Source organism: Limnobacter sp. G6BE5S (genome assembly GCF_058448965.1).
The window spans coordinates 318,131-339,972 of sequence record NZ_JBZFLM010000004.1 but is presented as its reverse complement, the minus strand read 5'-3'; the positions used below and the strand labels follow the sequence as shown (position 1 = coordinate 339,972).

Below are 21,842 nucleotides of genomic sequence, written 5' to 3'. Positions count from 1 at the left end.
TTATTGCCTCCTGCTGGCTTGATTGGGATCAGAATACTCCCGTTCAAGCAATTCGATAAGCACCGCTTGTGCGGCGTGCTGTTCAGCCACCCGGCGGGAGTGCCCTTGTCCAACCTTGGTAATTTCAAGATCGTCCACTGAACACTCAACACTGAACTCAGGGCTAGCCGATGTACCACCCTCTACCAACACGCGGTAAATGGGCAGCTTCAAACGTTTACCCTGAAGCAATTCCTGCAAGCGGGTTTTGGGGTCTTTGCCCATGGACTCAATCGGTGTTTCAAGCATCACGGGCTTGAGCAGGCGAATGACACAATCGCGAGCCGCTTCAAAACCGGAGTCCAGAAGAATGGCCCCAAACAGAGCCTCCAGTCCATCGGCAATAATGCTGTCCTTAATGGCCTTGGCGCTACGCAGCTCGCCCGCACCCAAGAAAAGATACTGGTCTAACAACAGGTTACGGCCCACCATGGCCAGGCAATCCTGTTTCACAAGGTGCGAACGCACCCGCGACATTTTCCCTTCGTCCATGTCTGGATGAGTTTCAAATAAAAGAATAGAGGCTGCACAATTTAAAACACTGTCGCCCAGAAACTCCAGGCGCTCATTGTGGAGGCTGCTGTAGCTTCGGTGAGTCAAAGCGAGCCGCAGCAGCGCCTGATCTTTGAACGAATACCCCAATGCAGCCTGAAGATTTGAATACTTTGAACTGTCCACTCAATACCTCCAGCTGGCTTTAATGGAACAAGCCAATTCGGGAAAAGTCATTGAAGTTCATCCACACCAAAAATGCCTTGCCAACCACTTGCTCATCAGAAACAAACCCCCAAATACGGCTGTCGCTGGAATTGTCCCGATTGTCTCCCATCATGAAGTAATGTCCTTGCGGCACCACACAACGAAAACCGGTCACATCGTATTTGCAGTTGTCACGATTCTTGAAGGTCTGTGCACCAATCACATACGGTGGCGCATCCTCATCGTTGAGCATCCGGTGCGTCTTGCCACCCAAGGTTTCCTGAAACTGAAGAGAATACGAAAAACTATTTGGATCGTAATATTTGTCCAGTTCTTTTACAGGCACGGCCTGGCCGTTGATGGACAGCTTTTTGTTACGGTACTCGACCACATCGCCACCCACACCCACCACACGCTTGATGTAATCAAGCGATGGATCAAGTGGATAACGAAAGACCATGACATCTCCACGCTGTGGATCATTCAATGGAATGATCTTCTTGTCGACAATGGGCAAACGAATACCGTAGGTAAATTTGTTCACCAGAATAAGGTCGCCGATCAGCAAAGTGGGAATCATTGAGCCTGACGGAATCTTGAACGGCTCGACAACAAAAGAGCGCAACACAAACACGAACAAAATAACCGGGAAAAAGCTTGCGCTGTATTCCAGCCACAATGGCTGCTTCATGTATTGCTGGCGAATTCGCTTCTCGGCGTCACCATTCAGATTAGTGTTCCCGCCTGCGCCGACAAGCGCTTGCTCTGCCGCCATTTTTCGTTTTGGCTTGAACACAAACACGTCAAGCACATAGAAAAAGCCGGTGAACAACACCAGCAAAAACAGAATCAGAGAAAAATTCATTGTTATTTGTCTTCCACTTGGAGAATGGCCAAAAACGCTTCTTGTGGAATTTCCACATTACCAACCTGCTTCATGCGCTTCTTGCCTGCTTTCTGCTTTTCCAACAGTTTTTTCTTGCGGGAAATATCGCCACCGTAACACTTGGCCAATACGTTTTTACGCAAAGCCTTTACTGTTTCACGGGCAATAATATTGGCGCCAATGGCTGCTTGAATTGCCACATCAAACATTTGGCGAGAAATGATTTCCCGCATCTTGCCTGCCACTGCACGGCCTCGATACACAGCATTGCCGCGGTGAACCATGATCGACAACGCATCCACCTTTTCACCATTGATCAGCATGTCAACTTTCACAATGTCCGCAGGCCTGTATTCCTTAAAGGAATAATCCATTGAGGCATAGCCACGCGAGGTTGATTTCAATTTGTCGAAAAAGTCGAGCACGATTTCAGCCATCGGCATCTCGAACGTAATGCGCACCTGGCGCCCGTGGTAAACCATATTGGTTTGCGTACCGCGACGGCCTGTACACAGGGTCATTACTGAGCCCACATATTCTTGAGGCATCAACAAATTCACAATCACAATCGGTTCGCGAATTTCGTCGACCTTGCTCAGGTCAGGCATCTTGGAGGGATTGTCCACCCGCAGAATGGTGCCATCACGCTGTTTGATTTCATAAACCACTGTTGGAGCAGTGGTAATCAAATCCATGTCGAACTCACGCTCAAGGCGTTCTTGCACAATGTCCATGTGCAACATGCCCAAGAAACCGCAGCGGAAACCGAACCCCAGGGCCTGCGATACTTCAGGCTCGTAATTCAAAGCGGCATCGTTCAAGCGCAATTTGTCCAACGCCTCGCGCAAGGCCTCATATTGGTTGGATTCAACAGGGAACAAGCCTGCAAACACTTGCGACTGCACCTCTTTGAAACCAGGCAAGGGTTTGTCAGCGGGCTTACCCGCCAAAGTAACCGTGTCACCAACCTTGGCACTTTCAAGTAGCTTGATGCCGGCATTGATGTAGCCTACTTCACCAGCTGAAAGCGATTCACGCGCAACCGACTTGGGGGTAAACACACCCACATCGTCGGCAATGTAGGTATCACCCGTGGCCATCAACTTGATCTTGTCTTTGCGGTTAAGCACGCCATTGATCACGCGAACCAGCATTACCACGCCCACATAATTGTCGAACCAGCTGTCGATAATCAAAGCCTGCAAAGGTGCATCGCGACTACCGCGAGCGGGTGGCACCTTGTTGACAATCAACTCAAGAACCTCATCTACACCCAAACCGGTTTTGGCTGAAATCGCAATGGCCTCTGAGGCATCAATGCCAATCACATCTTCAATTTCAGACTTCGCGTTTTCTGGATCGGCTTGTGGCAAATCAATTTTGTTCAACACGGGCAACACTTCCACGCCCAGGTCCAAGGCCGTGTAGCAGTTGGCCACAGTTTGTGCTTCCACACCCTGAGAAGCATCCACAACCAGCAATGCGCCCTCGCATGCGGACAGTGAGCGACTCACTTCGTAAGAAAAATCAACGTGCCCCGGCGTGTCAATCAAATTGAGCAAATAGGTATTGCCGTCTTTGGCTTTGTAAGTCAGTGCGGCAGTTTGCGCCTTGATGGTGATGCCACGCTCCCGCTCAATGTCCATGGAATCAAGCACTTGAGAATCCATTTCCCGATCGCTCAAGCCACCGCATTTGTGTATCAGGCGATCGGCTAGCGTAGATTTCCCGTGATCAATGTGGGCGATGATCGAAAAATTGCGTATGTGCTGCATTTGCATCATTAAAAAGGGGGCTTCTTGGCCCCCTGGAAATTTCGGTAACGTGTCATTTTACCCGATCAGGCCTTGCTTTACAGCATATTTCGCAAGGCCTGCCGAGTTGTTCGGAAGTAATGGTCAGGGTGTCAGCACCACAAAGAAAGAGTTTTCACCGCGACGCACCAACATGGGCGCCGCTTGCCCTTTTGGAATCGCCTTCACCAAATCAGCAAACTGCTTGGCAGAAGTGATATCAGTTCGGCCTATACGCAAAATTACATCCCCAGCAACGATGCCGGCAGACGCGGCCATGCCAACAGCATTGCGAACCACCACACCACCTGTCAGGTTCAGTGCAGACTTTTCCTGAGCTGTGGGATCGGTCACAGTCAAACCCAACTTGTCAGATTCGACTGGCTTGGGTTTCTCGACTGGCGCAGCTGCTGGTGACGCGGCTTCGTTCTCGAATTCTCCGACAGTAATCGACACTGATTTCTCAGCGCCCTTACGCCACAAAACCATATTAACCTTGCTGCCTGGTTTCGTTTCACCCACGATACGTGGCAAGTCCGAAGCTTTCTCGACCTTCTTGCCGTCAAATCGCAAGATAATGTCACCCGCAATCACACCTGCTTTGTCAGCCGGGCTGTCTTTGCCCACAGACCCAACCAAGGCGCCCATTGCAGAATCAAGACCCAAGGCCTTGGCCACATCTTTATCAACTTCGCCAATACCCACACCAATTCGACCACGGCTTACCTTGCCCGTGTCGCGCAGCTGCTTGGCCACACGCATGGCTTCATCAATTGGAATCGCGAAAGAAATGCCCATGAAACCGCCAGTACGGCTGTAAATCTGGGAGTTGATACCAATGACCTCACCATCCAGGTTCAGCAAGGGGCCACCGGAATTGCCCGGGTTCACCGCCACATCGGTTTGAATAAAGGGCAAATATTCGCCAGTGTCACGCCCCTTGGCGCTAACAATACCTGCCGTCACCGAGTTTTCAAGACCAAAAGGCGAACCAATTGCCACGACCCATTGACCCACCTTGGTGTTGGCGACATTTCCAATTTTCAGGAAAGGAAGATTTTTACCCTCGATTTTCACCAACGCCACGTCGGTACGCTGGTCCGATCCGATCACTTTGCCCTTGAATTCACGCTTGTCCGGAAAAGTCACAATAATCGATTCAGCGCCGTCTACGACATGGTGATTCGTCAGCAGATAACCGTCTGAATCAATTACAAAGCCTGAACCGACGCCACTGGGTACTTCACGCTCAGGGGCCTGTTGCCCACCACGTGGAGCCTGGCCAGGTTGCCCGGGCATTGGCGTGCCGGGAGGCATGAATCTGCGGAAAAACTCAAAAAATGGATCATTGGGATCCATACCTGGAAAACCAGGAAACCCCTGAGGGTTTTGACTAACCTTTTGCGTGGTTCGAATATTCACCACTGCAGGACCCACTCGGTCTACCAAATCGGAAAAGTCAGGCAAGCCGCGTGAGGTGGTTTGCGCGTGGGCTGGCACTGACCAGGCAAAAAACACCGTGGCCAGCAAAAAAAAGGCCATCACTACAATATTTCGGGAATTCAACACTTCAGATCTCATTTAAAAATTTCCTTGTTATTGAGATTTCCAACGAATGGACTTCAGAAAAAGTCCCAAGGTTTTCTCGGGAACCTCACCCAGTACGGTGACCAGGTGCTCTCCCTGAGTCTCAGACTTGGACATGACGGCCCCGTGGCTCATGGGCACTTGGGGCATCGAATGACCAGCCTGAACTTTCTGAACAAATACCGACAAAGTCGACAGACCATCGGAGTAAACCGTTTGATGAATTTGATCGTCTTTGGATTTCACACGACAAACAGTGTCCGCCTTTTTAAATCCAAACGCCAGATCGGGTAAATCATAGATCAATTCAGCAGAGCTTAAGGTGCGCACCTCGGTACTACTGATTCGCCAACCAGGCCCTGCTTTGACCAAAGCCGGATTTTCAACGAGCGAAGGTTCAAAGGAAATTTCCTTGAAACCGACATTTTCAAGAATTTCTCCCTGCGGAGAATACAATTCAGATCGCATTAAAAGTTTATTCTCACGATCAACGTACAGGCGGTACTCGTAACGCAAATCGTCTTTGGGCACCAGCTTTAACACCCGAACAGCCCTGCCCGCAACGCGACGCCCCGGCAACTCACTGATCGTGTAAAACTTCTCGAGGGAATTTGAACCGTCTGCGCCTGCAAATACCCGAGGGAACGCAATCGAAGTGTGACGCCTTTCGGTAAGAATCATTTTGCGATCGGGAATGACACATTGAATTTGATCATTGTGCCGAATCCATTTGGCAGGCTGGCCATCCAGACGCTCAAGTACTTCAAATTCCCCGCCAGCTGTGGCTTGATGCAGCAATTTGCTGGTTTGAGAATGTTTACCTGATTCTGTGATCAACAAACCAGAGTAACTGAGCGACTTGGCTTGATCGTGGCTGGCCCATACCAAGTTCCAAAGGCTTTGTTCAGCCTGCGCGGAAAAAGCCACCGAGGCCAAAAATACGCCGGTTGCAACATGTTTGGCAAAGTGAAACGGGCGGTACATCTTCATGGGTTCAATGTCACTTAGCGGCTGGAAGAAACATAGTTAAATCGCACAGTGGGGTCTGTGCTGTGGGGAGAAGGCTCCCACACATTCATCCACTCACCTGCACCCGAATTATTAACGATAACCCGCTCGGTGTTGTCCAGCATTGGGCGTTCTGCGTCAACCCGGGCCATCGGAGACACAGCAGACAATCCGCCTCGAATGCTGTTTTGTTGATGGGCCATAAAATATTCTTGCCACAGCGCGAGTTCTGCGTCAGTGAAAGTATTCTCGATGGCTTGTGTTCGTACCATTTGCACCTGACTGTCCACAGGCGGAATAGCCTGATTAAGCGCAAAGCTGAAAAAACCCACAGCGGCCATCGATGCCAGCAAGCGACGCGAGCGGCTGGCTGTGAACACGCGTTGCAATGCGGTTTGGCGCTCAAGCTGAACGGCCAGTACTGGCGCGATCACGGTCGGTTCATTTTGAATACTGGATTCGATCCGTGCAAGCAAATCCGGAGAGTGAAACGCAATCATCTCGCTCGAACGAATCAAGTCGCTCACAGCGCAATAGCCCTGCCAGGTCTGGGCCTCTTCGGCACCAATGGCATTGAGAAGGAATTTAAGCTCGACTTCATCAAGCTCGCCATCCAACATCGCGGAAATTTGTTCGTTTCTGTTCATTTGCACACTCACCGGTTTACCAACGCTTGCTGCCTTTGGGTTCCAACAAAGGTTTGATTTTTGCTGCAATGGATTCTCGGGCACGGAAGATTCGTGATCGAACCGTACCAATTGGGCAATCCATTGCCGCGGCAATCTCTTCATAACTCAGGCCATCGATCTCACGCATGACAATTGCGGACCGCAACTCTTCAGGCAACGCAGCCATGGCCTCATTGACCGCCTCTCCGATTTGCTTGGTCTGATAAAGCGATTCCGGCGTATCAATGTTACTAAGAGCAGCATTGTCTTCAAAAGTTTCACTGTCCCCGTCATTTGATTCTCTCAGGGTAGAAGGACGCCGCCCCTGCGTGACCAACAAATTCTTTGCTGTATTGATCGCGATCCGGTAGATCCAGGTATAAAAGGCACTGTCACCCCGAAAATTACCAATGGCCCTGTAGGCCTTGATAAAGGTTTCCTGAACCACATCTTCGATGTCTTCCTGATTGCGAACCATGCGGGTGAGCAAGCGCGCCACGCGCCTGTGGTACTTGTTCACCAACAAGTTGAATGCAAGCTTGTCACCGGCCTGAACCCGTTGAACGATCAATAGATCATCGTCTTTATCGGAGGACATTCATCCTCCAAAAGTAGCTGGAAAGTGACGGTTTTTCTGCGATTTCATGAGATTGAAGTCGACATGCCACAACACACAATGGCCGAAATGCAAGCGAAGACGCAGACACAAACACCACCTTGGCTTTCAGCAAGGCGGATTGTTCCATAAACAGGAATATGCCGAACGGTAAAACCCAAGCCCGGTAAAAGGAGACCATGTGGTGCTCACTGCCCGTGGATGTTGAGGCACATAGAAAAAAGCGAGGGTCGAATTTGACATGCGCATTGCAATCACTTTCGGAAGTGAATGTGAACACAAGCCGCTGAGGTTTGAGCGAAGCAGATACAACTCGGGCAGCGAATGTGAATTCATTCAACATGCTGCCCGACCGTGTGTTTGACAAGGAGCGCCCCGTTACACCCGTGCAATGGCCAAAGTACCGTTGGTACCGCCAAAGCCAAAGGAGTTAGACAAAGCCAGCTTAATATTCATTTCGCGGGCTGTGTTCGCACAGTAGTCAAGGTCACAGCCCTCACCAGCTTCAATCAGGTTGATCGTAGGCGGAGAAATCTGGTTGTGAACTGCCAGCGCCGTAAACACAGCCTCGATGCCGCCAGCAGCACCCAAAAGGTGTCCCGTCATGCTTTTCGTTGAGTTCACGACTGTTTTGTAAGCATGATCACCCAAGGCACGCTTCACTGCCATGGTTTCAGCCACATCGCCCAATGGGGTCGATGTACCGTGCGCATTCACGTAGTCCACATCGTCGGGATTCATGCCAGCGTTGCGCAAAGCGGCTTTCATACAGCGCGCTGCGCCGTCGCCGTCTGTACAGGGGGCAGTCATGTGGCTTGCGTCGGCACTCATGCCGTAACCCACAACTTCACCATAAATTTTTGCGCCACGTTTTTTGGCATGCTCGTATTCTTCAAGCACCAGTACACCAGCGCCCTCGCCCAGCACAAAACCATCCCTGTCCTTGTCCCAGGGGCGACTCGCCGCTGTGGGGTCATCGTTTCGGGTTGACAAGGCGCGCATGGCCGCAAAACCACCAATACCCAGCGGAGACACAGTTGACTCGGCCCCGCCAGCAATCATGACATCGGCATCACCGTATTCAATAATGCGCGCAGCTTCACCAATGGAGTGGGTTCCCGTGGTGCAGGCAGTCACCATGGCAATGTTCGGACCCTTCAAGCCATACATAATGGACATGTGGCCGGAAATCATGTTGATGATGCTACCCGGAACGAAGAACGGAGAAATGCGGCGATAGCCTTTGTTGATCAAATCGGAATGGGTGTCTTCAATCATTGGCAAACCGCCAATGCCCGAGCCAATGCTCACGCCAATTCGTTCAGAATTTTGTTCGGTCACTTCAAGACCGGAATCTTTGAATGCCTGAATACCTGCCGCCAAACCGTAATGGATAAACGTGTCCATGCGGGCGGCTTCCTTGCCTGGAATGTACTCGGCCACGTCGAAGCCTTTGACTTCGCCGGCGATTTTTGCAGTCAGCGCTTCCGTTTCGAACCTGCTAATGGTCGAAATGCCAGATTTGCCTTGGGTCAGGCTTGTCCAAGCCTCGCTAACAGAATTACCCACAGGGCTGATGATGCCCAAACCGGTAATAACAACACGTCTACGGCTCACAAGCCCTCCCTTGATCCAATTTTTGCTTGAACAGGCAGGGGCCGAGGAAGACAGAGTCTCCTCTACGCCCCTTCAAATCCAGCCATTAAGACTTAGAGTTTGTCTTAACGTAATCAATCGCTTGTTGAACTGTGGTGATCTTTTCAGCTTCTTCGTCAGGAATTTCTGTTTCAAATTCTTCTTCCAAAGCCATGACCAATTCCACTGTGTCCAAGGAATCAGCGCCCAGATCATCTACGAAAGAAGATTCGTTCTTGATTTCCTCTTCTTTTACGCCGAGTTGCTCGGCCACAATCTTTTTAACGCGCTGTTCAATGTTTTCCATTACGGAGCCTCCGTGGGTTTTTAATAAAATCGAGTGAGAATAGCAAAGCGATATGACAGATCATATTCTAAACGCTTTGCCATTAGCCCATCCACATTCCACCATTCACGTGTAATGTGGTTCCAGTTACATACCCCGCCTGATCGCTGGCCAGGTACAACACCGCCGCAGCAATGTCGCCTACCTGCCCCATACGACCCAACGGGATTTGTTGTTTCAACTGATCCACCTGTGTTTCATTCAGTGCATCAGTCATGTCTGTTTGGATGAATCCGGGCGCCACACAGTTTACCGTGATATTGCGACTTCCCAGTTCACGTGCGAGCGCTTTTGTCATTCCGGCCACGCCCGCTTTGGCTGCAGCATAATTGGCCTGCCCTGCGTTTCCACTTGTACCTACCACCGAAGTGATATTAATCATGCGGCCAGTTCGTGCCTTCATCATGGGTTTCATGGCCAGCTTGGACAGCTTGAAGACCGCCGACAGATTGGTTGCGATGACTGCATCCCAATCCTCGTCCTTCATGCGCATGGAAAGCTGGTCACGCGTAATTCCGGCATTATTCACCAAAATCGACAGCTGGCCCAGTTCTTCTGCAATTCTTGCAAACAGGGGCTCAAGACTTCCAGAATCAGTCACGTTGAGCACCGCTCCAAAACCCTTCACGCCAGCGGCTTTCAAGCCTTCTGATATGTCAGCAGCGCCAGCTTCGGATGTAGCCGTACCCACCACGGTAGCACCTGCCTTGCCCAAAGTAACGGCAATTTCCCTGCCGATCCCACGGCTTGCACCTGTTACCAAAGCCACTTTTCCGGTCAAATCAAACATGGTCATTTGGTGAGTCCCTTTTATACGGCGCCAAGCGCCGCTTGAATGCTTTCCGGATCAAATACATTGACCACGGGCACATCACTGATACGTTTAACCAAACCAGCCAACACCTTGCCTGGGCCACACTCAACAAAAAGCGTGGTGCCGGCAGCAGACATGGCTTGAATTGTTTCAACCCAACGAACCGGGCCATAAGCCTGACGAACCAGTGCGTCACGAATTCTCGCGGGATCGGATTCTACAGCCACATCAATGTTGTTGTACACAGGCAGCGCTGGGATATTGAAATTTGTATTGGCCAGGGCAGCTGCCAATTTAACCGAGGCTGGCTTCATCAGGCTGGAATGAAATGGCGCAGAAACAGGCAACTCGAGCGCACGCTTGGCACCCAGTGCCTTGGCTGCCTCGCAAGCCGCCTTGACACCCTGTGCACTGCCCGCAATGACAACCTGGCTTGGCGCATTGAAGTTCACAGCCTCAGCGATTTCGCCGTTCACACTGGCTTGCTGGCAAGCCTGCTTTACCTGGTCGTCCGCCAAGCCGAGTATGGCAGCCATTCCGCCTTGCCCAACAGGAACGGCCTCTTGCATGGCCTGGGCACGAATACGAACAAGTCCCAAACCTTCGGAAAGACTGAATACACCTGCTGCAACCAGTGCAGCATATTCACCCAAAGAGTGCCCGGCAACCAAGTGGGGGGCTGCACCACCGGCTGAAAGCCAAGCGCGCAACACCAGCACATCGGCCATCAGCATGGCAGGCTGGGTATTGGTGGTTAAATTCAGCGACTCGGCGGGGCCTTGTTCAATTAACCCGGCAAGGTCTTGACCCAAGGCCTGCTCAGCCTCGAGCGCTGCATTGGCATAAAGGCTGGCTGTGGCGCTGTTGCCTTTGAATGCATTCAGCATGCCGACAGATTGCGAACCCTGCCCTGGGAACAGGAAGGCGATTTTTTTTGTCATTTTCGAGGAATTCATCTAATTTGCAATTTGCGCTATTTTACATGCGAACGAGCACACTGCCCCATGTAAAACCGCCCCCAACACCCTGTAAGAGCACGTTATCGCCTTTTTTAATCTGTTTTTGCTCAATTGCGTGGTTCAAAGCCAAGGGAACGGAGGCTGCGGAGGTGTTGCCATGCATTCCAACCGTAATCACGACCCGGTCTTCGGGTAGTTTCAGTTTTTTCGCAATGGAATGCAAAATTCGAACATTGGCCTGGTGCGGGACCAGAAAATCCAGGTCTTCAAGCTTGAAATTCAGGCTTTCAAACAATTCCAGCGCGTTGTTCCCGAGTACAGATACAGCCTGCCGGAAAACCGCCTGACCATCCATGCGCAAAAAAGGGTCTCCCACAATTTTTCCGCCATCAATGCGACCTGTGGTGTTCAAAATACAACCCAGGGTGCCATCTGAATGCAACTTGCAACCCAAAATGCCTGGCTCTTTGCTGGCTTGAACGAATACAGCACCCGCTCCGTCTCCGAACAACACACAGGTGGTGCGGTCGTGCCAGTCCATCAAGCGGCTGAACACTTCAGAGCCGATCACCAAAGCATTGCTCACCTGACCTGAACGAATCATTGAATCAGCAACAGTCAGCGCGTAAACAAAGCCACTACAAACGGCCTGAATATCAAAGGCCATGGCTTTTTTGGCGCCAATTTCAGCTTGAACCGCACAGGCGGTCGAGGGGAAAACCTGATCGGGTGTTGAAGTGGCCAACACAATCAGGTCAACTTGATCAGGCAAGACGCCAGCCGCCTTCAGGGCTTGCAAAGCGGCCTTACTGGCCATTTGACAATTGGTTTCGTCGGACTCACAAAGATACCTTTGCTTGATTCCGGTGCGCGTTTCAATCCATTCAGCACTGGTTTCAACACCTTTTTCGGCAAGAAACTCAGTTAACTCCTGGTTTGAAACCGCACGCCTTGGCAGGCTTGCGCCAGTGCCAAGGATTGCACTGTAATGAGACATTAAATTACTTGGTCTGGTTTCGCCTCGACCGGAGAAGCTGCTGCCTCTTGAGTGCTGTTGGGCGCTGGTGCGGCCAATGGCACATAATGCGACATGGTGAGCCTGATGCTATCCAGCAAATTGCCGTTGGCAGCATCGTAAGCCCGTTTGATCGCATAGAAGAAGGCATAGGCGTCTGCCGAGCCGTGGCTTTTGATCACAATCCCTTTAAGCCCAAGCAATGCTGCTCCGTTGTAGCGGCGGTGGTCCACCCTTTTTTTGAATCGAAGCAACACTGGCGCTGCGAATACTGCAGCAACTTTGGGCCACAGGCCTCTCTTGAACTCTGTCTTTATTATGTCACCCAGCATTTGCGCCAGGCCCTCAGAGGTTTTTAAGGCCACATTGCCCACAAAACCATCGCACACCACTACGTCGGTGGTGCCTTTATAAATGTCATTGCCCTCTACGTTACCGTAAAAGTTCAGTTCGCTTGCGCGCAGCAATTCAGAGGCCTTTTTGACCACATCATTGCCCTTGATCACCTCTTCGCCAATGTTCAGCAATCCCACAGTCGGCTTTTCAATGCCTTCCGTGCCTTTTACGAAGGCTGACCCCATTACCGCGAACTGAAACAGGTGAGCAGGTTCGCAATCCACGTTGGCACCCAGATCGAGCATGAGCGTGCCTTTGCCTTTCATATTCGGCAAAGCAGATGCAATTGCAGGGCGGTCAATGCTGTCGAGGGTTTTGAGAACGAAACGAGAAATCGCCATCAGGGCGCCGGTGTTGCCAGCACTGACGAACGCAGACGCCAACCCGTCTTTTACTAGGTTGGCACACACTCGAATCGAGGAGTCTTTCTTGTTACGCAAAGCCTGCGCTGGAGGCTCGTCCATTTCCACCACTTCACTTGCGTGACGAATGGTAATTTGGGGATGCTCCAACGCCTTTTTCTTGGCCAGTGCCGCTTCAATCTCGGCTTGTTTTCCAACAAGCACAAGCTGAACATCGGGATGCTGCTTGAGAAAGCGCAAACAGGCCGGGATGGTGACCGACAAACCGTGGTCTCCACCCATGCAATCAATCGCTATGCGAACCATCCGTTCTTAGACCTTTTGGTTTTCATGGCAACATGACTGCAGTTGCCTTGTTGATTTGTAAATAATTACTCGTCAGCTTTGGTTTTTACAACTTTTTTGCCACGATACATGCCGTTGGGGCTGATGTGGTGGCGCAAGTGTGTTTCACCAGAGGAAGAATCAGCGGACAAGGTGGGCGCTGTCAGGTTCTGGTGTGAGCGGTGCATGCCACGCTTCGAAGGTGATTTTTTGTTCTGTTGAACAGCCATTTTAAAGCTCCATGTATAAAAGTGTTACTTCTTGCTACCCTTGAGCAAATCGCTCAGGTTGGCAAAAGGACGCTGTACTTCCTGTATTGGACCATCAGCAGTGTCATCCTGATGGTCGTCAGTATCTTCAAGGTCGGCACCCTCTTCTCTCCAGCTTCGCCCGGCTTCTTCAGCGCAGGCCTCGTGCTTGGGGAACATTGGGCAAGCCAACAAAATTTCATCTTCCAGCCAATCCCGCAAGTTTATCGCACCTGGGCAGGCAACAACGTCAGTTTCATCGTTCAGCGTGTCTTCGTCGTAATTGTCTGCCTGACTCTCGGAGGTCATTAGAATCAAATGACGATCAAAGTCGATGGCGTACGGCACACCTGAACCACACACTACACAAGAAAGTTCGGCATTAAACCGGCCTTTAAACCGGAGAACGCTTTCAGACTTGGCGTTGATACGCCCGGATATTTCCCAGTGCTCTACTGCGCTGACCAGAATGTTTTCATCGTCAGCCAGCCTTGGGAATTCAAACGTCACATCTTCACTGCGGATGCTTTCACCCAAACGAGAAAACGACCAAGCGTCGAATTCATCAAACTGTTTTAATGGGCCTTTGTGGCGCATGCAGATAAGAAAAGCAGGAAACGCGCGATAATACTCTGCCTAACGTAATCTGTCAAAGCCAGCACGCCATTCAAATGACCCGTTCACTCTATTTAGCCTCCAGTTCAAAGTACCGCCGCGAGCTACTGACCCGACTTCAAATCAATTTCAGATGCGAATCGCCCCAAATTGATGAATCGCCCGAATCGGGGGAGACTCCGCTGGACACCTGCAAGCGCCTTGCCAGAGAAAAGGCCATGGCTGTGGCCGCAGAGCACCCATCAGCCATTGTCATTGGCTCGGACCAGGTTGCTGACGTTGATGGCGCCGCCATTAGCAAGCCTGGCACCCACGACAGGGCGCGCGCGCAGCTACGCAGCATGAGCGGAAAAACAATTGTGTTTCACACAGCGGTGTGTGTTTACTGCCTGGAAACTTCAAAAACCGTTGAATTCACTGTACCTACCTCGGTTGAATTTCGGGATCTGAATTCCGCTGAAATTGAACGCTACCTGATTGCAGAAGAACCCTATGATTGTGCGGGCTCGGCGAAAAGCGAAGGCTTGGGCATTTCCCTGCTTAAGCGAATTGAGTCAAGTGACCCGACCGCCCTGATCGGACTTCCCTTAATTGAGGTGGCCAATGCACTTCGACAGTTTGAACTGACCCTGCCCTGACATGCTTTACTTAGTCCCAAGCCCCTTAAGCCAGAAAACCCCGAAACTTCCCCTACTGGCAGCCGACCTGCCCTTGGTGCAGCAATGCAACACCTGGCTGGTTGAAAACGCAAAACCCGCCAGGGCTGCGCTTGGGCAATTCAACATGCCTGTGGCCATTCGCGAACTTCAAATACTTGAAATTGCGCAATTGAACCCCCAGCAGCGTCAGGAAATAATTCAGCGCTGCAAGACTGGGGAGCCAATCGCGGTCATGAGTGATGCCGGTTGCCCTGGCATAGCCGACCCGGGCGCAGAAATTGTTGCTCTTGCACACCGCCTTGAATGCCCAGTGCACCCATTGGTTGGCCCCAGTTCTATTCTGTTGGCCTTAATGGGAAGTGGCTTGAATGGTCAGAATTTTCGCTTTCATGGCTACCCACCGCTAGAACCGGGACCGCGCGATGCCTGGATCAAGCAAACAGAACGGGAGTCGAAAGCGCAACAGTGCACTCAAATCGTGATTGAAACGCCATTCAGAAACGACAAGCTAATAGAAGCGCTACTCAAACAGCTTTCAGACTCGACATTGCTGTGTATTGGCTGGGACTTGACTGGCGATGATCAGCACATTCAAACCAGCACTGTGGGGCAGTGGAAAAAGCGGATACCCACTCCAGGCAAGATGCCCTGCCTGTTTTTATGGTTATCTGCCTGAATTATTGAAAACCGAGGCTTTGGCGAGCGCCAAATTCCGGAAACACGCTGCGAACACCCTGACCAAACACCACGCCTACGCGCTGGGCAAAACGTTCGGCAAAAGAATCCTGTTCGGTGTAGTCCAGAATATCTTCGGCTTTCAACACGTCGCGGGCAACCGTGTCAATTGACCCCAGCTCATCAGCCAAGCCCAATTCGACACTTTTGGCGCCGGTCCACACCAAGCCACTGAACAGCTCCGGGTTTTGAGCCAGTTTTTCTCCACGCCCTTCTTTCACCACCCGAATGAACTGCTGATGAATTTCCTCGGCCATTTGCTTGGCGAATTCCGTTTCATATGGATCGGCTTCACTAAACGGGTCCAGAAACCCTTTGTTTTCTCCAGCGGTAATTAATCTGCGTTCAACGCCCAACTTTTCCATGGTGCCAGTGAAGCCAAAACCATTCATGACCACACCAATTGAACCGACCAGACTGGCCTTGTCCACATAAATTTTGTCTGCAGCTGCGGCCACATAATAACCACCCGAGGCGCATACCTCCTCAACCACTGCATAAAAAGGTTTTTGGGGATATTTGGCCCTCAGGCGCTTGATTTCGTCATTGATCAGGCCAGCCTGAACAGGGCTCCCCCCTGGACTGTTGATGCGAAGAATGACACCGACGGAGCCTTCGCTTTCGAAAGCGGTTCGCAGGCTGGAGTTGATTCTGTCCGCACTGGCCAGGCTATCGCTGGCGATTACGCCGTCAAGATCGACCAAAGCGGTGTGACGACTCACTTCCAGACTTGGCGTGGCAGTAAACCCCAACACGGAGGCAATCAAGATCCCTACATATGCCAAGCCGATCAACTTGAAAAAGATACCCCAACGCCTTTTTCTACGTTGTTCGACCAGCGCCTCTGAGGCAAGCTTTTCAAGAAGCTTGCGCTCCCATTGATTATTTTCTTCACTCATTTTTAGTCCTCAATGCCGTCGGCTGGCACCGTAATTAACTCGGTCGGGGTCCAGTACACTGCACCGTCTTTTTCTTCGACATTCAATCGCACCAATGGGTTACCGTCGCAAGGGCCACCCAGGCAACTTCCGTCTGTGGCGTCATAGCTGGCGCCGTGCGTGGCACAAATTACAATTCGCCCGGAATCGTCGAGAAACTCACCATAGTTCCAGTCGAGTTCAACCGGCACATGTGAGCAACGATTTAAAAAACACCGAACGGCATCATCGACCCGCACCGCAAACGCTGTGGTTTCTTCGCCGTTGTACAAAACCCTGAAGCGATAGCCATTGCCACCCTCTTCAAGATCACTGGATTGACATACTTGAATTTGCTGCATGATGAATTAGCGAGCTAAGATGGTTTGAACCAGCCATGGGGCCAGCTCGTTGATTGAGCGAAAGGATTTCAAATGAGGCACCTGGTTCAACAGTTTGGGCGGATGCGCACCAGTTTGAACAGACAATGCGTGTACACCAGCCGCCACGGCCATATTCAAGTCGTGTGTGGTGTCACCGATCATCACAACGTGGGCTGGATCAGTATTGAATTCTTCCATCAACTCCAGAATCATTTGTGGGTGCGGCTTGCTGTGGCATTCATCGGCACAGCGCGAACTCATGAAGTAACGGGCTGTGTCGGAATTCGCCATGGCCCTGTTCAAACCCTGCCTGCTTTTGCCGGTGGCCACTGTGCAGATCACACCCATGTCATTCAGTTCTTTTAACAGGGGCACGGCGCCAGTGAATAACTCCAGCTCATGATCTTTGCTCAGATAATGCTTGCGATAACTTTCAACCAACATGCCAATTTGAGACTCACTGGCGCCTGGGGCCGCATGACGCAAGGCATCGCTCAAACCCAAACCGATGACATAAGAAGCGATTTCTTCACCAGGATCGGGCAAACCTGCATCCAGACAGGCACGTTGAATGGACCGGGTAATTGCTCCGGTTGAGTCGAGTATGGTGCCATCCCAATCAAACACCACCATTTTGTAGGTCATCTGCTTTGTACTGCCTGTAACGATTTTAAAAAACTGTCCAATTCGGGGGCCAGAGGCGCTTCCAGTACTATAGTTTCATTTGTAGCTGGATGAACCAGCTGCAGGCGAGCTGCGTGCAAAAACATGCGCTTCAAGCCGTGCCTGGCCAATTGTTTGTTCATTTCAAAATTGCCGTACCGATCATCGCCAGCAATTGGAAACTTGTTGGCACTGGTGTGAACCCTTATTTGATGGGTACGGCCAGTCAAAATTTGAGCTTGAATTAATGTAAAGTTTGAATAAGGTGACTTATAGCATTGAATTACTTTGAATTTAGTGCAGGCTTTGTCGCCACTTTCATCCACAAAAACTCGTGCCTCTTTCTCGCCTGCCTGAGTTTTCAACAAAGGCAAATCCACTTGCTTTAACGCGTTGGGCCAGTGCCCCAAGACAAGCGTTTTGTAATATTTTTTCCAAGATCTGGCTCTAAGTTGTTCTTGTAACTTTCTAAGAGCACTTCGTTTTTTAGAAATAATCAAGATTCCAGAGGTTTCACGATCAATTCGATGAACCAGCTCTAAATCTTGATGCGTTTCGGCCCTAAGTGCCCGAATACATTCAATTAAACCAAACGCAGAGCCCGAGCCGCCATGAACGGCCATGCCTGATGGCTTGTTCACCACAAGCAGGTGCTCGTCTTCAAACAGCACGGGAATATCTGCTGCTGCCTTTAGTAGTTGCGTTTTATTTAAAGTGTTACTTGAGGAAATGGACTCAAGGCTTTGTTTTTCTATCACCTGAATGGGTGGAACTCGAACTATATCACCCACACATAGTTTTGTTTTTGCTTCGGCCCGTTTTCGATTGATTCGAACCTCGCCAGAGCGGATGATACGAAACAAGTGGCTTTTGGGCACGCCTTTGCAGACACTGCACAAAAAGTTGTCCAAACGCTGATCTTGATGTTTTTCGTCAATTTCGAGCAAAACAGCCCTGTCGGGATTGGGTTTTTCCTGTGTTTTCAATTCTTTGTTTTACCAATTGAGCGGGTTCAGCATATAATCGGATTATCGCTTGGGAAGCGTCCGAATTCAGTTCTGGATACGCCCCACCGTGATTTTATTTAGTGGGTGTGCCGCCTACCCTGGATGGTGGCAATGATGGCTGAAAAAGAGGCGCGCGGCTGAATGCCCGCCTTAAGCTGGAAACAAAGAATTTTACGCACCAGCGCACACAAGAAGCGCTGGGTACTAACAAAAACGACGCGGGCCCACCTTACGCAGGTGAAATTTGAACCAATATTTATTATTAAATATCAATGCCTTAGTATAATCGCCGCTCTTGGTTAAAGCCGAGCGGCGCTTTGTTGTATTCGTTTTTGAATCTCTTTGTTCCTTCCGCTTTTTCAGCATCTCTTTTCGCACTGCGGTGCCATTGGAGTGTGCATGAAGCGCATGTTATTTAACGCAACTCATTCAGAAGAGTTGCGGGTCGCAATTGTCGACGGCCAAAAACTTATCGACATTGACATTGAAACAGCCGGCCGTGAACAACGGAAGAGCAATATCTACAAAGGCATCATTACCCGCGTAGAACCCAGTCTTGAAGCCTGTTTTGTCAATTACGGCGAAGATCGTCACGGTTTTCTGCCATTCAAGGAAATTTCCCGACAGTATTTCAAAGAAGGCGTTGAAGCTGGCAAAGCCCGGATCCAAGACGTCGTCAAAGAAGGCCAGGAACTGTTCGTTCAGGTCGAGAAGGAAGAACGTGGCAACAAGGGCGCAGCCCTGACCACCTTTATTTCTCTGGCTGGCCGCTATTTGGTGTTAATGCCCAACAATCCGCGTGGTGGTGGTGTTTCACGCCGTATCGAGGGTGAAGAGCGCCAGGAATTACGCGAGGCACTCGACAAGCTTGAATACCCCAAAGGCATGAGCATCATTGCGCGTACTGCGGGTATTGGTCGCTCGGTTGAGGAGTTGCAGTGGGACCTTAACTACCTGTTGCAACTGTGGACAGCAATCGACGGCGCGGGTAAATCAGCCAATGGCGCATTCCTGATTTACCAGGAAAGCAGCTTGGTGATTCGCGCCATTCGCGATTACTTCAGCCCCGATATTGGCGAAGTGCTCATCGATACCGATGAAATCTACGACCAGGCCAAGCAATTCATGCAGCATGTCATGCCTGACATGATGAATTTGGTGAAACGCTACCGCGACGACATTCCGCTGTTCAGCCGGTTCCAGATTGAACACCAGATTGAAACGGCCTACAGCCGCATGGTTCCCCTGCCCTCTGGCGGCGCGATTGTCATTGACCACACCGAAGCTTTGGTGTCGATCGATGTGAACTCAGCCCGCTCGACTCGCGGCACTGACATTGAAGACACCGCCTTGCGCACCAACCTGGAGGCTGCTGAAGAAGTGGCTCGCCAGCTGCGCCTGCGCGATCTGGGTGGCTTGATCGTGATCGATTTTATCGACATGGAAAAAACCGGCAACCAGAAAGAAGTTGAAAACAGGGTTAAAGACAGCCTGCATTTTGACCGTGCACGCGTGCAAATGGGCAAAATCAGCCGTTTTGGCCTGATGGAATTGAGCCGCCAGCGCATTCGCCCTGCCCTGAACGAAGGTTCCCACACCACTTGCCCGCGTTGTAACGGCACTGGCGTGATTCGCGATACAGAAAGTACAGCACTGCATGTATTGCGCATTCTGCAAGAGGAAGCTATGAAGGAAGGTACGGCCAGTGTGCACGTACAGGTTCCCGTGGACGTGGCAACATTCCTCCTGAACGAAAAACGCTCTGAAATCTACAAGCTGGAAGCGCGTTTGAAGGTAAATGTGCTCTTGATTCCAAACAAACATTTGGAAACACCGCATTACGAAATAACACGCTTGCGCCATGATGACGAGCGTCTTGAAGATCCGCGTCAGAGTTTTGAATTGGCAACTTCCAAGGAAGAGCCAAACTACTATGAGAAGAAAGTTGAAGGCGAAGCGGTTAAACGTCAGGAAGCGGTGATCAAGGGAGTAATTCCTACCCAGCCCGCACCTCCCCATCAGGAACGTAAGCCCAAAGCTGAACGGGCTGTTGCAGTTGCTGCACCTGCGGGGCCTTCCTTGATTCAACGAATTATTGCTTGGTTTAAACGTGACACCACAGCTGAAGCACCTGCAGTGGTCATCGAGCAGAAGAGCAATGATCGTGGTGGCCGTGGACAAAATCGGTCTCAAGGTGATCGAAATGATCAGCGCAATGGTCGCGGTGGAAGAAATCGCCGACGTGGTGGCCGTGGTCGTGACGATGAGGCTACAGGCACAGCAACTGGCGACGAAGTGAAAGCCGCTGATGCGCAGCAAACACGCTCTGGCCAACAGAACCGTGGTGGCCGTGGCAAACCGCGCGATGAACGCACGGCAGGTGCAGAGGTACTTGAAGTGAAGCCTTTGGCAGCGGTGGAAGCTGTTGCTGGTGATGCTTCAGAATCATCCGCTGAACAAAACGAGCGCACAGGTGGACGCCGCCGCCGTCGTCGTGGACGTGGTGGACGTGGCGCTGGTGAAGGTGAAACTGGCGTGGCCGTGGATCAAGCGGCAATGCAATCAGAAGACGCCTTCCAGGCCGCTGATGCAGCGGATGACGAGGAGTTGGCCAACAAGATTGCCGAAACCATGTCTTATGGGAGTGATGAGGAAGTGGGTGGCGATGAGCCACGCCGTCGTCGTCGCCGCCGTGGTCGTGGTGGCAACCGTGATGGGGCAGCCCGTGACAACGCAGGCACTGAGCAATCTTCAGAAACCCCTGAAGAAACCGCTGAAGAATCTACTGAGCAGGTTGCAGCAACAGGCGTGAATGTTTCTGAAATGGGTTTGCCTGCAGAACCAACACAAATGGGTTCTACTGAAAACAATCCCGATGAGTCCAATGCTTTGGGTGCAGACGTACAAGCTGTTCAATCAGTGATCGCCGCAGTAGCCCAACCGGCGGAAGAAGCAAAGCCTGAGACAACGGAACAAGAGACTGTGGCCAAGGCCGAGACAGTACAAGCTCCTGTTGAAAGCCCAGCGGATACTGCAGCTGTGTCGAACATTCAACCCGTGGCAGAACCCGTGGCAGAACCCGTGGCAGAACCTGTGGCAGAACCTGTGGCAGAACCTGTGGCAGAACCTGTGGCAGAGCTGGAAACCAAACCAGTTGTTGAACCAACGGTAAAGCCGACAGCAAAGCCAACAGCAAAGCTGAACAAGGTTGAGCTGGAACAAATGTTGAGCAGCGCCGGTATGTTGTGGGTTGAAACGGACCATGAAAAATGGTCGCTTGTACAGTCGAATCTGGCAGCCACACCAAAGCCGGTTCGAGCACCACGCGAGCGAAAGCCGGTTGTTCAGATTGCCTCCGAGAATCTGGTTTTGGTTGAAACAAAACCTGAATTCAGAAGTGGTTCAAACTAAAGCAGTTCTCAGGTCAGCCATGACCCGAGTAAAAAACCCGATGGATGAGAGTCCATC

General features: G+C 51.1%; 22 protein-coding genes. 3 read left to right on the top strand and 19 right to left on the bottom strand.

Annotated elements, in window-relative coordinates:
- The 15 genes from rnc to ACVL1J_RS09500 form a co-directional block, all read right to left on the bottom strand.
- A complete protein-coding gene (gene rnc, locus ACVL1J_RS09570) occupies positions 1–717 on the bottom strand; it encodes a ribonuclease III (RefSeq protein WP_159570403.1) in 717 nt (238 codons plus the stop codon).
- A 19-nt stretch (positions 718–736) separates the two neighbouring features.
- Positions 737–1,603: a signal peptidase I gene (lepB, locus tag ACVL1J_RS09565; protein ID WP_394672433.1), complete on the bottom strand. Its 867-nt coding sequence runs from the start codon at positions 1,601–1,603 to the stop codon at positions 737–739.
- A 2-nt stretch (positions 1,604–1,605) separates the two neighbouring features.
- On the bottom strand, positions 1,606–3,399 hold the full coding sequence (lepA, locus tag ACVL1J_RS09560) for a translation elongation factor 4 (RefSeq protein ID WP_159571784.1): 1,794 nt from the start codon (positions 3,397–3,399) through the stop codon (positions 1,606–1,608).
- Between the two features lie 123 nt (positions 3,400–3,522).
- The gene (locus ACVL1J_RS09555) at positions 3,523–4,998 is read right to left on the bottom strand and encodes a DegQ family serine endoprotease (protein WP_341237523.1); all 1,476 of its coding nucleotides are present in this window, start codon (positions 4,996–4,998) and stop codon (positions 3,523–3,525) included.
- Positions 4,999–5,013: 15 nt separating this feature from the next.
- Positions 5,014–5,994: a MucB/RseB C-terminal domain-containing protein gene (locus ACVL1J_RS09550; RefSeq protein WP_341237522.1), complete on the bottom strand. Its 981-nt coding sequence runs from the start codon at positions 5,992–5,994 to the stop codon at positions 5,014–5,016.
- A gap of 14 nt (positions 5,995–6,008) precedes the next feature.
- Complete coding sequence (locus ACVL1J_RS09545; protein ID WP_341237521.1) at positions 6,009–6,659, bottom strand: sigma-E factor negative regulatory protein; 651 nt, start codon at positions 6,657–6,659, stop codon at positions 6,009–6,011.
- Positions 6,660–6,675: 16 nt separating this feature from the next.
- Positions 6,676–7,278: an RNA polymerase sigma factor RpoE gene (rpoE, locus tag ACVL1J_RS09540; protein ID WP_159570418.1), complete on the bottom strand. Its 603-nt coding sequence runs from the start codon at positions 7,276–7,278 to the stop codon at positions 6,676–6,678.
- A gap of 396 nt (positions 7,279–7,674) precedes the next feature.
- Entirely contained in the window at positions 7,675–8,913 is a 1,239-nt protein-coding gene (fabF, locus tag ACVL1J_RS09535) for a beta-ketoacyl-ACP synthase II (RefSeq protein ID WP_159570421.1), read from the bottom strand.
- 85 nt (positions 8,914–8,998) lie between these two features.
- Positions 8,999–9,238 (bottom strand): acyl carrier protein, encoded by a 240-nt coding sequence (acpP, locus tag ACVL1J_RS09530; RefSeq protein WP_008249131.1) that lies wholly within the window; start codon positions 9,236–9,238, stop codon positions 8,999–9,001.
- A gap of 82 nt (positions 9,239–9,320) precedes the next feature.
- Positions 9,321–10,073: a 3-oxoacyl-ACP reductase FabG gene (gene fabG, locus ACVL1J_RS09525; RefSeq protein WP_341237520.1), complete on the bottom strand. Its 753-nt coding sequence runs from the start codon at positions 10,071–10,073 to the stop codon at positions 9,321–9,323.
- 14 nt (positions 10,074–10,087) lie between these two features.
- Positions 10,088–11,032: an ACP S-malonyltransferase gene (fabD, locus tag ACVL1J_RS09520; protein WP_341237519.1), complete on the bottom strand. Its 945-nt coding sequence runs from the start codon at positions 11,030–11,032 to the stop codon at positions 10,088–10,090.
- A gap of 37 nt (positions 11,033–11,069) precedes the next feature.
- A complete protein-coding gene (locus ACVL1J_RS09515) occupies positions 11,070–12,047 on the bottom strand; it encodes a beta-ketoacyl-ACP synthase III (RefSeq protein WP_159570430.1) in 978 nt (325 codons plus the stop codon).
- Positions 12,047–13,129, bottom strand: coding sequence for a phosphate acyltransferase PlsX (plsX, locus tag ACVL1J_RS09510; protein WP_159570433.1), 1,083 nt, complete (start codon positions 13,127–13,129; stop codon positions 12,047–12,049). Before plsX ends, ACVL1J_RS09515 begins: the two co-directional genes overlap by 1 nt.
- Before the next feature lie 65 nt (positions 13,130–13,194).
- Positions 13,195–13,377: a 50S ribosomal protein L32 gene (gene rpmF, locus ACVL1J_RS09505; RefSeq protein ID WP_008249122.1), complete on the bottom strand. Its 183-nt coding sequence runs from the start codon at positions 13,375–13,377 to the stop codon at positions 13,195–13,197.
- A 24-nt stretch (positions 13,378–13,401) separates the two neighbouring features.
- Complete coding sequence (locus ACVL1J_RS09500) at positions 13,402–13,992, bottom strand: YceD family protein (protein ID WP_394672435.1); 591 nt, start codon at positions 13,990–13,992, stop codon at positions 13,402–13,404.
- Positions 13,993–14,066: 74 nt separating this feature from the next.
- Between ACVL1J_RS09500 and ACVL1J_RS09495 the strand changes: the two genes are divergently transcribed.
- Complete coding sequence (locus tag ACVL1J_RS09495; protein WP_341238182.1) at positions 14,067–14,648, top strand: Maf family protein; 582 nt, start codon at positions 14,067–14,069, stop codon at positions 14,646–14,648.
- A gap of 1 nt (position 14,649) precedes the next feature.
- Positions 14,650–15,345, top strand: coding sequence for an SAM-dependent methyltransferase (locus tag ACVL1J_RS09490; RefSeq protein ID WP_159570442.1), 696 nt, complete (start codon positions 14,650–14,652; stop codon positions 15,343–15,345).
- 1 nt (position 15,346) lies between these two features.
- Here the strand turns inward: ACVL1J_RS09490 and ACVL1J_RS09485 are convergent, their stop codons facing one another.
- The 4 genes from ACVL1J_RS09485 to ACVL1J_RS09470 are packed head-to-tail and all read right to left on the bottom strand — an operon-like array spanning position 15,347 to position 18,353.
- Positions 15,347–16,303, bottom strand: a complete 957-nt coding sequence (locus tag ACVL1J_RS09485; protein WP_159570446.1) for a S49 family peptidase — start codon at positions 16,301–16,303, stop codon at positions 15,347–15,349.
- Between the two features lie 2 nt (positions 16,304–16,305).
- The gene (locus tag ACVL1J_RS09480) at positions 16,306–16,683 is read right to left on the bottom strand and encodes a Rieske (2Fe-2S) protein (protein WP_159570449.1); all 378 of its coding nucleotides are present in this window, start codon (positions 16,681–16,683) and stop codon (positions 16,306–16,308) included.
- A 6-nt stretch (positions 16,684–16,689) separates the two neighbouring features.
- On the bottom strand, positions 16,690–17,349 hold the full coding sequence (locus ACVL1J_RS09475; protein WP_341238181.1) for an HAD-IA family hydrolase: 660 nt from the start codon (positions 17,347–17,349) through the stop codon (positions 16,690–16,692).
- Positions 17,346–18,353 (bottom strand): RluA family pseudouridine synthase, encoded by a 1,008-nt coding sequence (locus ACVL1J_RS09470; RefSeq protein ID WP_341238180.1) that lies wholly within the window; start codon positions 18,351–18,353, stop codon positions 17,346–17,348. Before ACVL1J_RS09470 ends, ACVL1J_RS09475 begins: the two co-directional genes overlap by 4 nt.
- A gap of 420 nt (positions 18,354–18,773) precedes the next feature.
- Between ACVL1J_RS09470 and ACVL1J_RS09465 the strand changes: the two genes are divergently transcribed.
- Positions 18,774–21,785: an Rne/Rng family ribonuclease gene (locus ACVL1J_RS09465; RefSeq protein WP_491665314.1), complete on the top strand. Its 3,012-nt coding sequence runs from the start codon at positions 18,774–18,776 to the stop codon at positions 21,783–21,785.
- Positions 21,786–21,842 lie beyond the last annotated feature (57 nt).

Coding starts and splice junctions, on each gene's coding strand:
- ACVL1J_RS09485 (WP_159570446.1), bottom strand. CDS start 16,303: ATGAGTGAAGAAAATAATCAATGGGAGCGCAAGCTTCTTGAAAAGCTT.
- rpoE (WP_159570418.1), bottom strand. CDS start 7,278: ATGTCCTCCGATAAAGACGATGATCTATTGATCGTTCAACGGGTTCAG.
- plsX (WP_159570433.1), bottom strand. CDS start 13,129: ATGGTTCGCATAGCGATTGATTGCATGGGTGGAGACCACGGTTTGTCG.
- ACVL1J_RS09550 (WP_341237522.1), bottom strand. CDS start 5,994: ATGAAGATGTACCGCCCGTTTCACTTTGCCAAACATGTTGCAACCGGC.
- rpmF (WP_008249122.1), bottom strand. CDS start 13,377: ATGGCTGTTCAACAGAACAAAAAATCACCTTCGAAGCGTGGCATGCAC.
- ACVL1J_RS09490 (WP_159570442.1), top strand. CDS start 14,650: ATGCTTTACTTAGTCCCAAGCCCCTTAAGCCAGAAAACCCCGAAACTT.
- ACVL1J_RS09515 (WP_159570430.1), bottom strand. CDS start 12,047: ATGTCTCATTACAGTGCAATCCTTGGCACTGGCGCAAGCCTGCCAAGG.
- ACVL1J_RS09500 (WP_394672435.1), bottom strand. CDS start 13,992: ATGCGCCACAAAGGCCCATTAAAACAGTTTGATGAATTCGACGCTTGG.
- ACVL1J_RS09555 (WP_341237523.1), bottom strand. CDS start 4,998: ATGAGATCTGAAGTGTTGAATTCCCGAAATATTGTAGTGATGGCCTTT.
- acpP (WP_008249131.1), bottom strand. CDS start 9,238: ATGGAAAACATTGAACAGCGCGTTAAAAAGATTGTGGCCGAGCAACTC.
- ACVL1J_RS09480 (WP_159570449.1), bottom strand. CDS start 16,683: ATGCAGCAAATTCAAGTATGTCAATCCAGTGATCTTGAAGAGGGTGGC.
- fabD (WP_341237519.1), bottom strand. CDS start 11,032: ATGACAAAAAAAATCGCCTTCCTGTTCCCAGGGCAGGGTTCGCAATCT.
- ACVL1J_RS09545 (WP_341237521.1), bottom strand. CDS start 6,659: ATGAACAGAAACGAACAAATTTCCGCGATGTTGGATGGCGAGCTTGAT.
- fabG (WP_341237520.1), bottom strand. CDS start 10,073: ATGACCATGTTTGATTTGACCGGAAAAGTGGCTTTGGTAACAGGTGCA.
- lepB (WP_394672433.1), bottom strand. CDS start 1,603: ATGAATTTTTCTCTGATTCTGTTTTTGCTGGTGTTGTTCACCGGCTTT.
- ACVL1J_RS09465 (WP_491665314.1), top strand. CDS start 18,774: ATGAAGCGCATGTTATTTAACGCAACTCATTCAGAAGAGTTGCGGGTC.
- ACVL1J_RS09475 (WP_341238181.1), bottom strand. CDS start 17,349: ATGACCTACAAAATGGTGGTGTTTGATTGGGATGGCACCATACTCGAC.
- lepA (WP_159571784.1), bottom strand. CDS start 3,399: ATGCAGCACATACGCAATTTTTCGATCATCGCCCACATTGATCACGGG.
- ACVL1J_RS09495 (WP_341238182.1), top strand. CDS start 14,067: ATGACCCGTTCACTCTATTTAGCCTCCAGTTCAAAGTACCGCCGCGAG.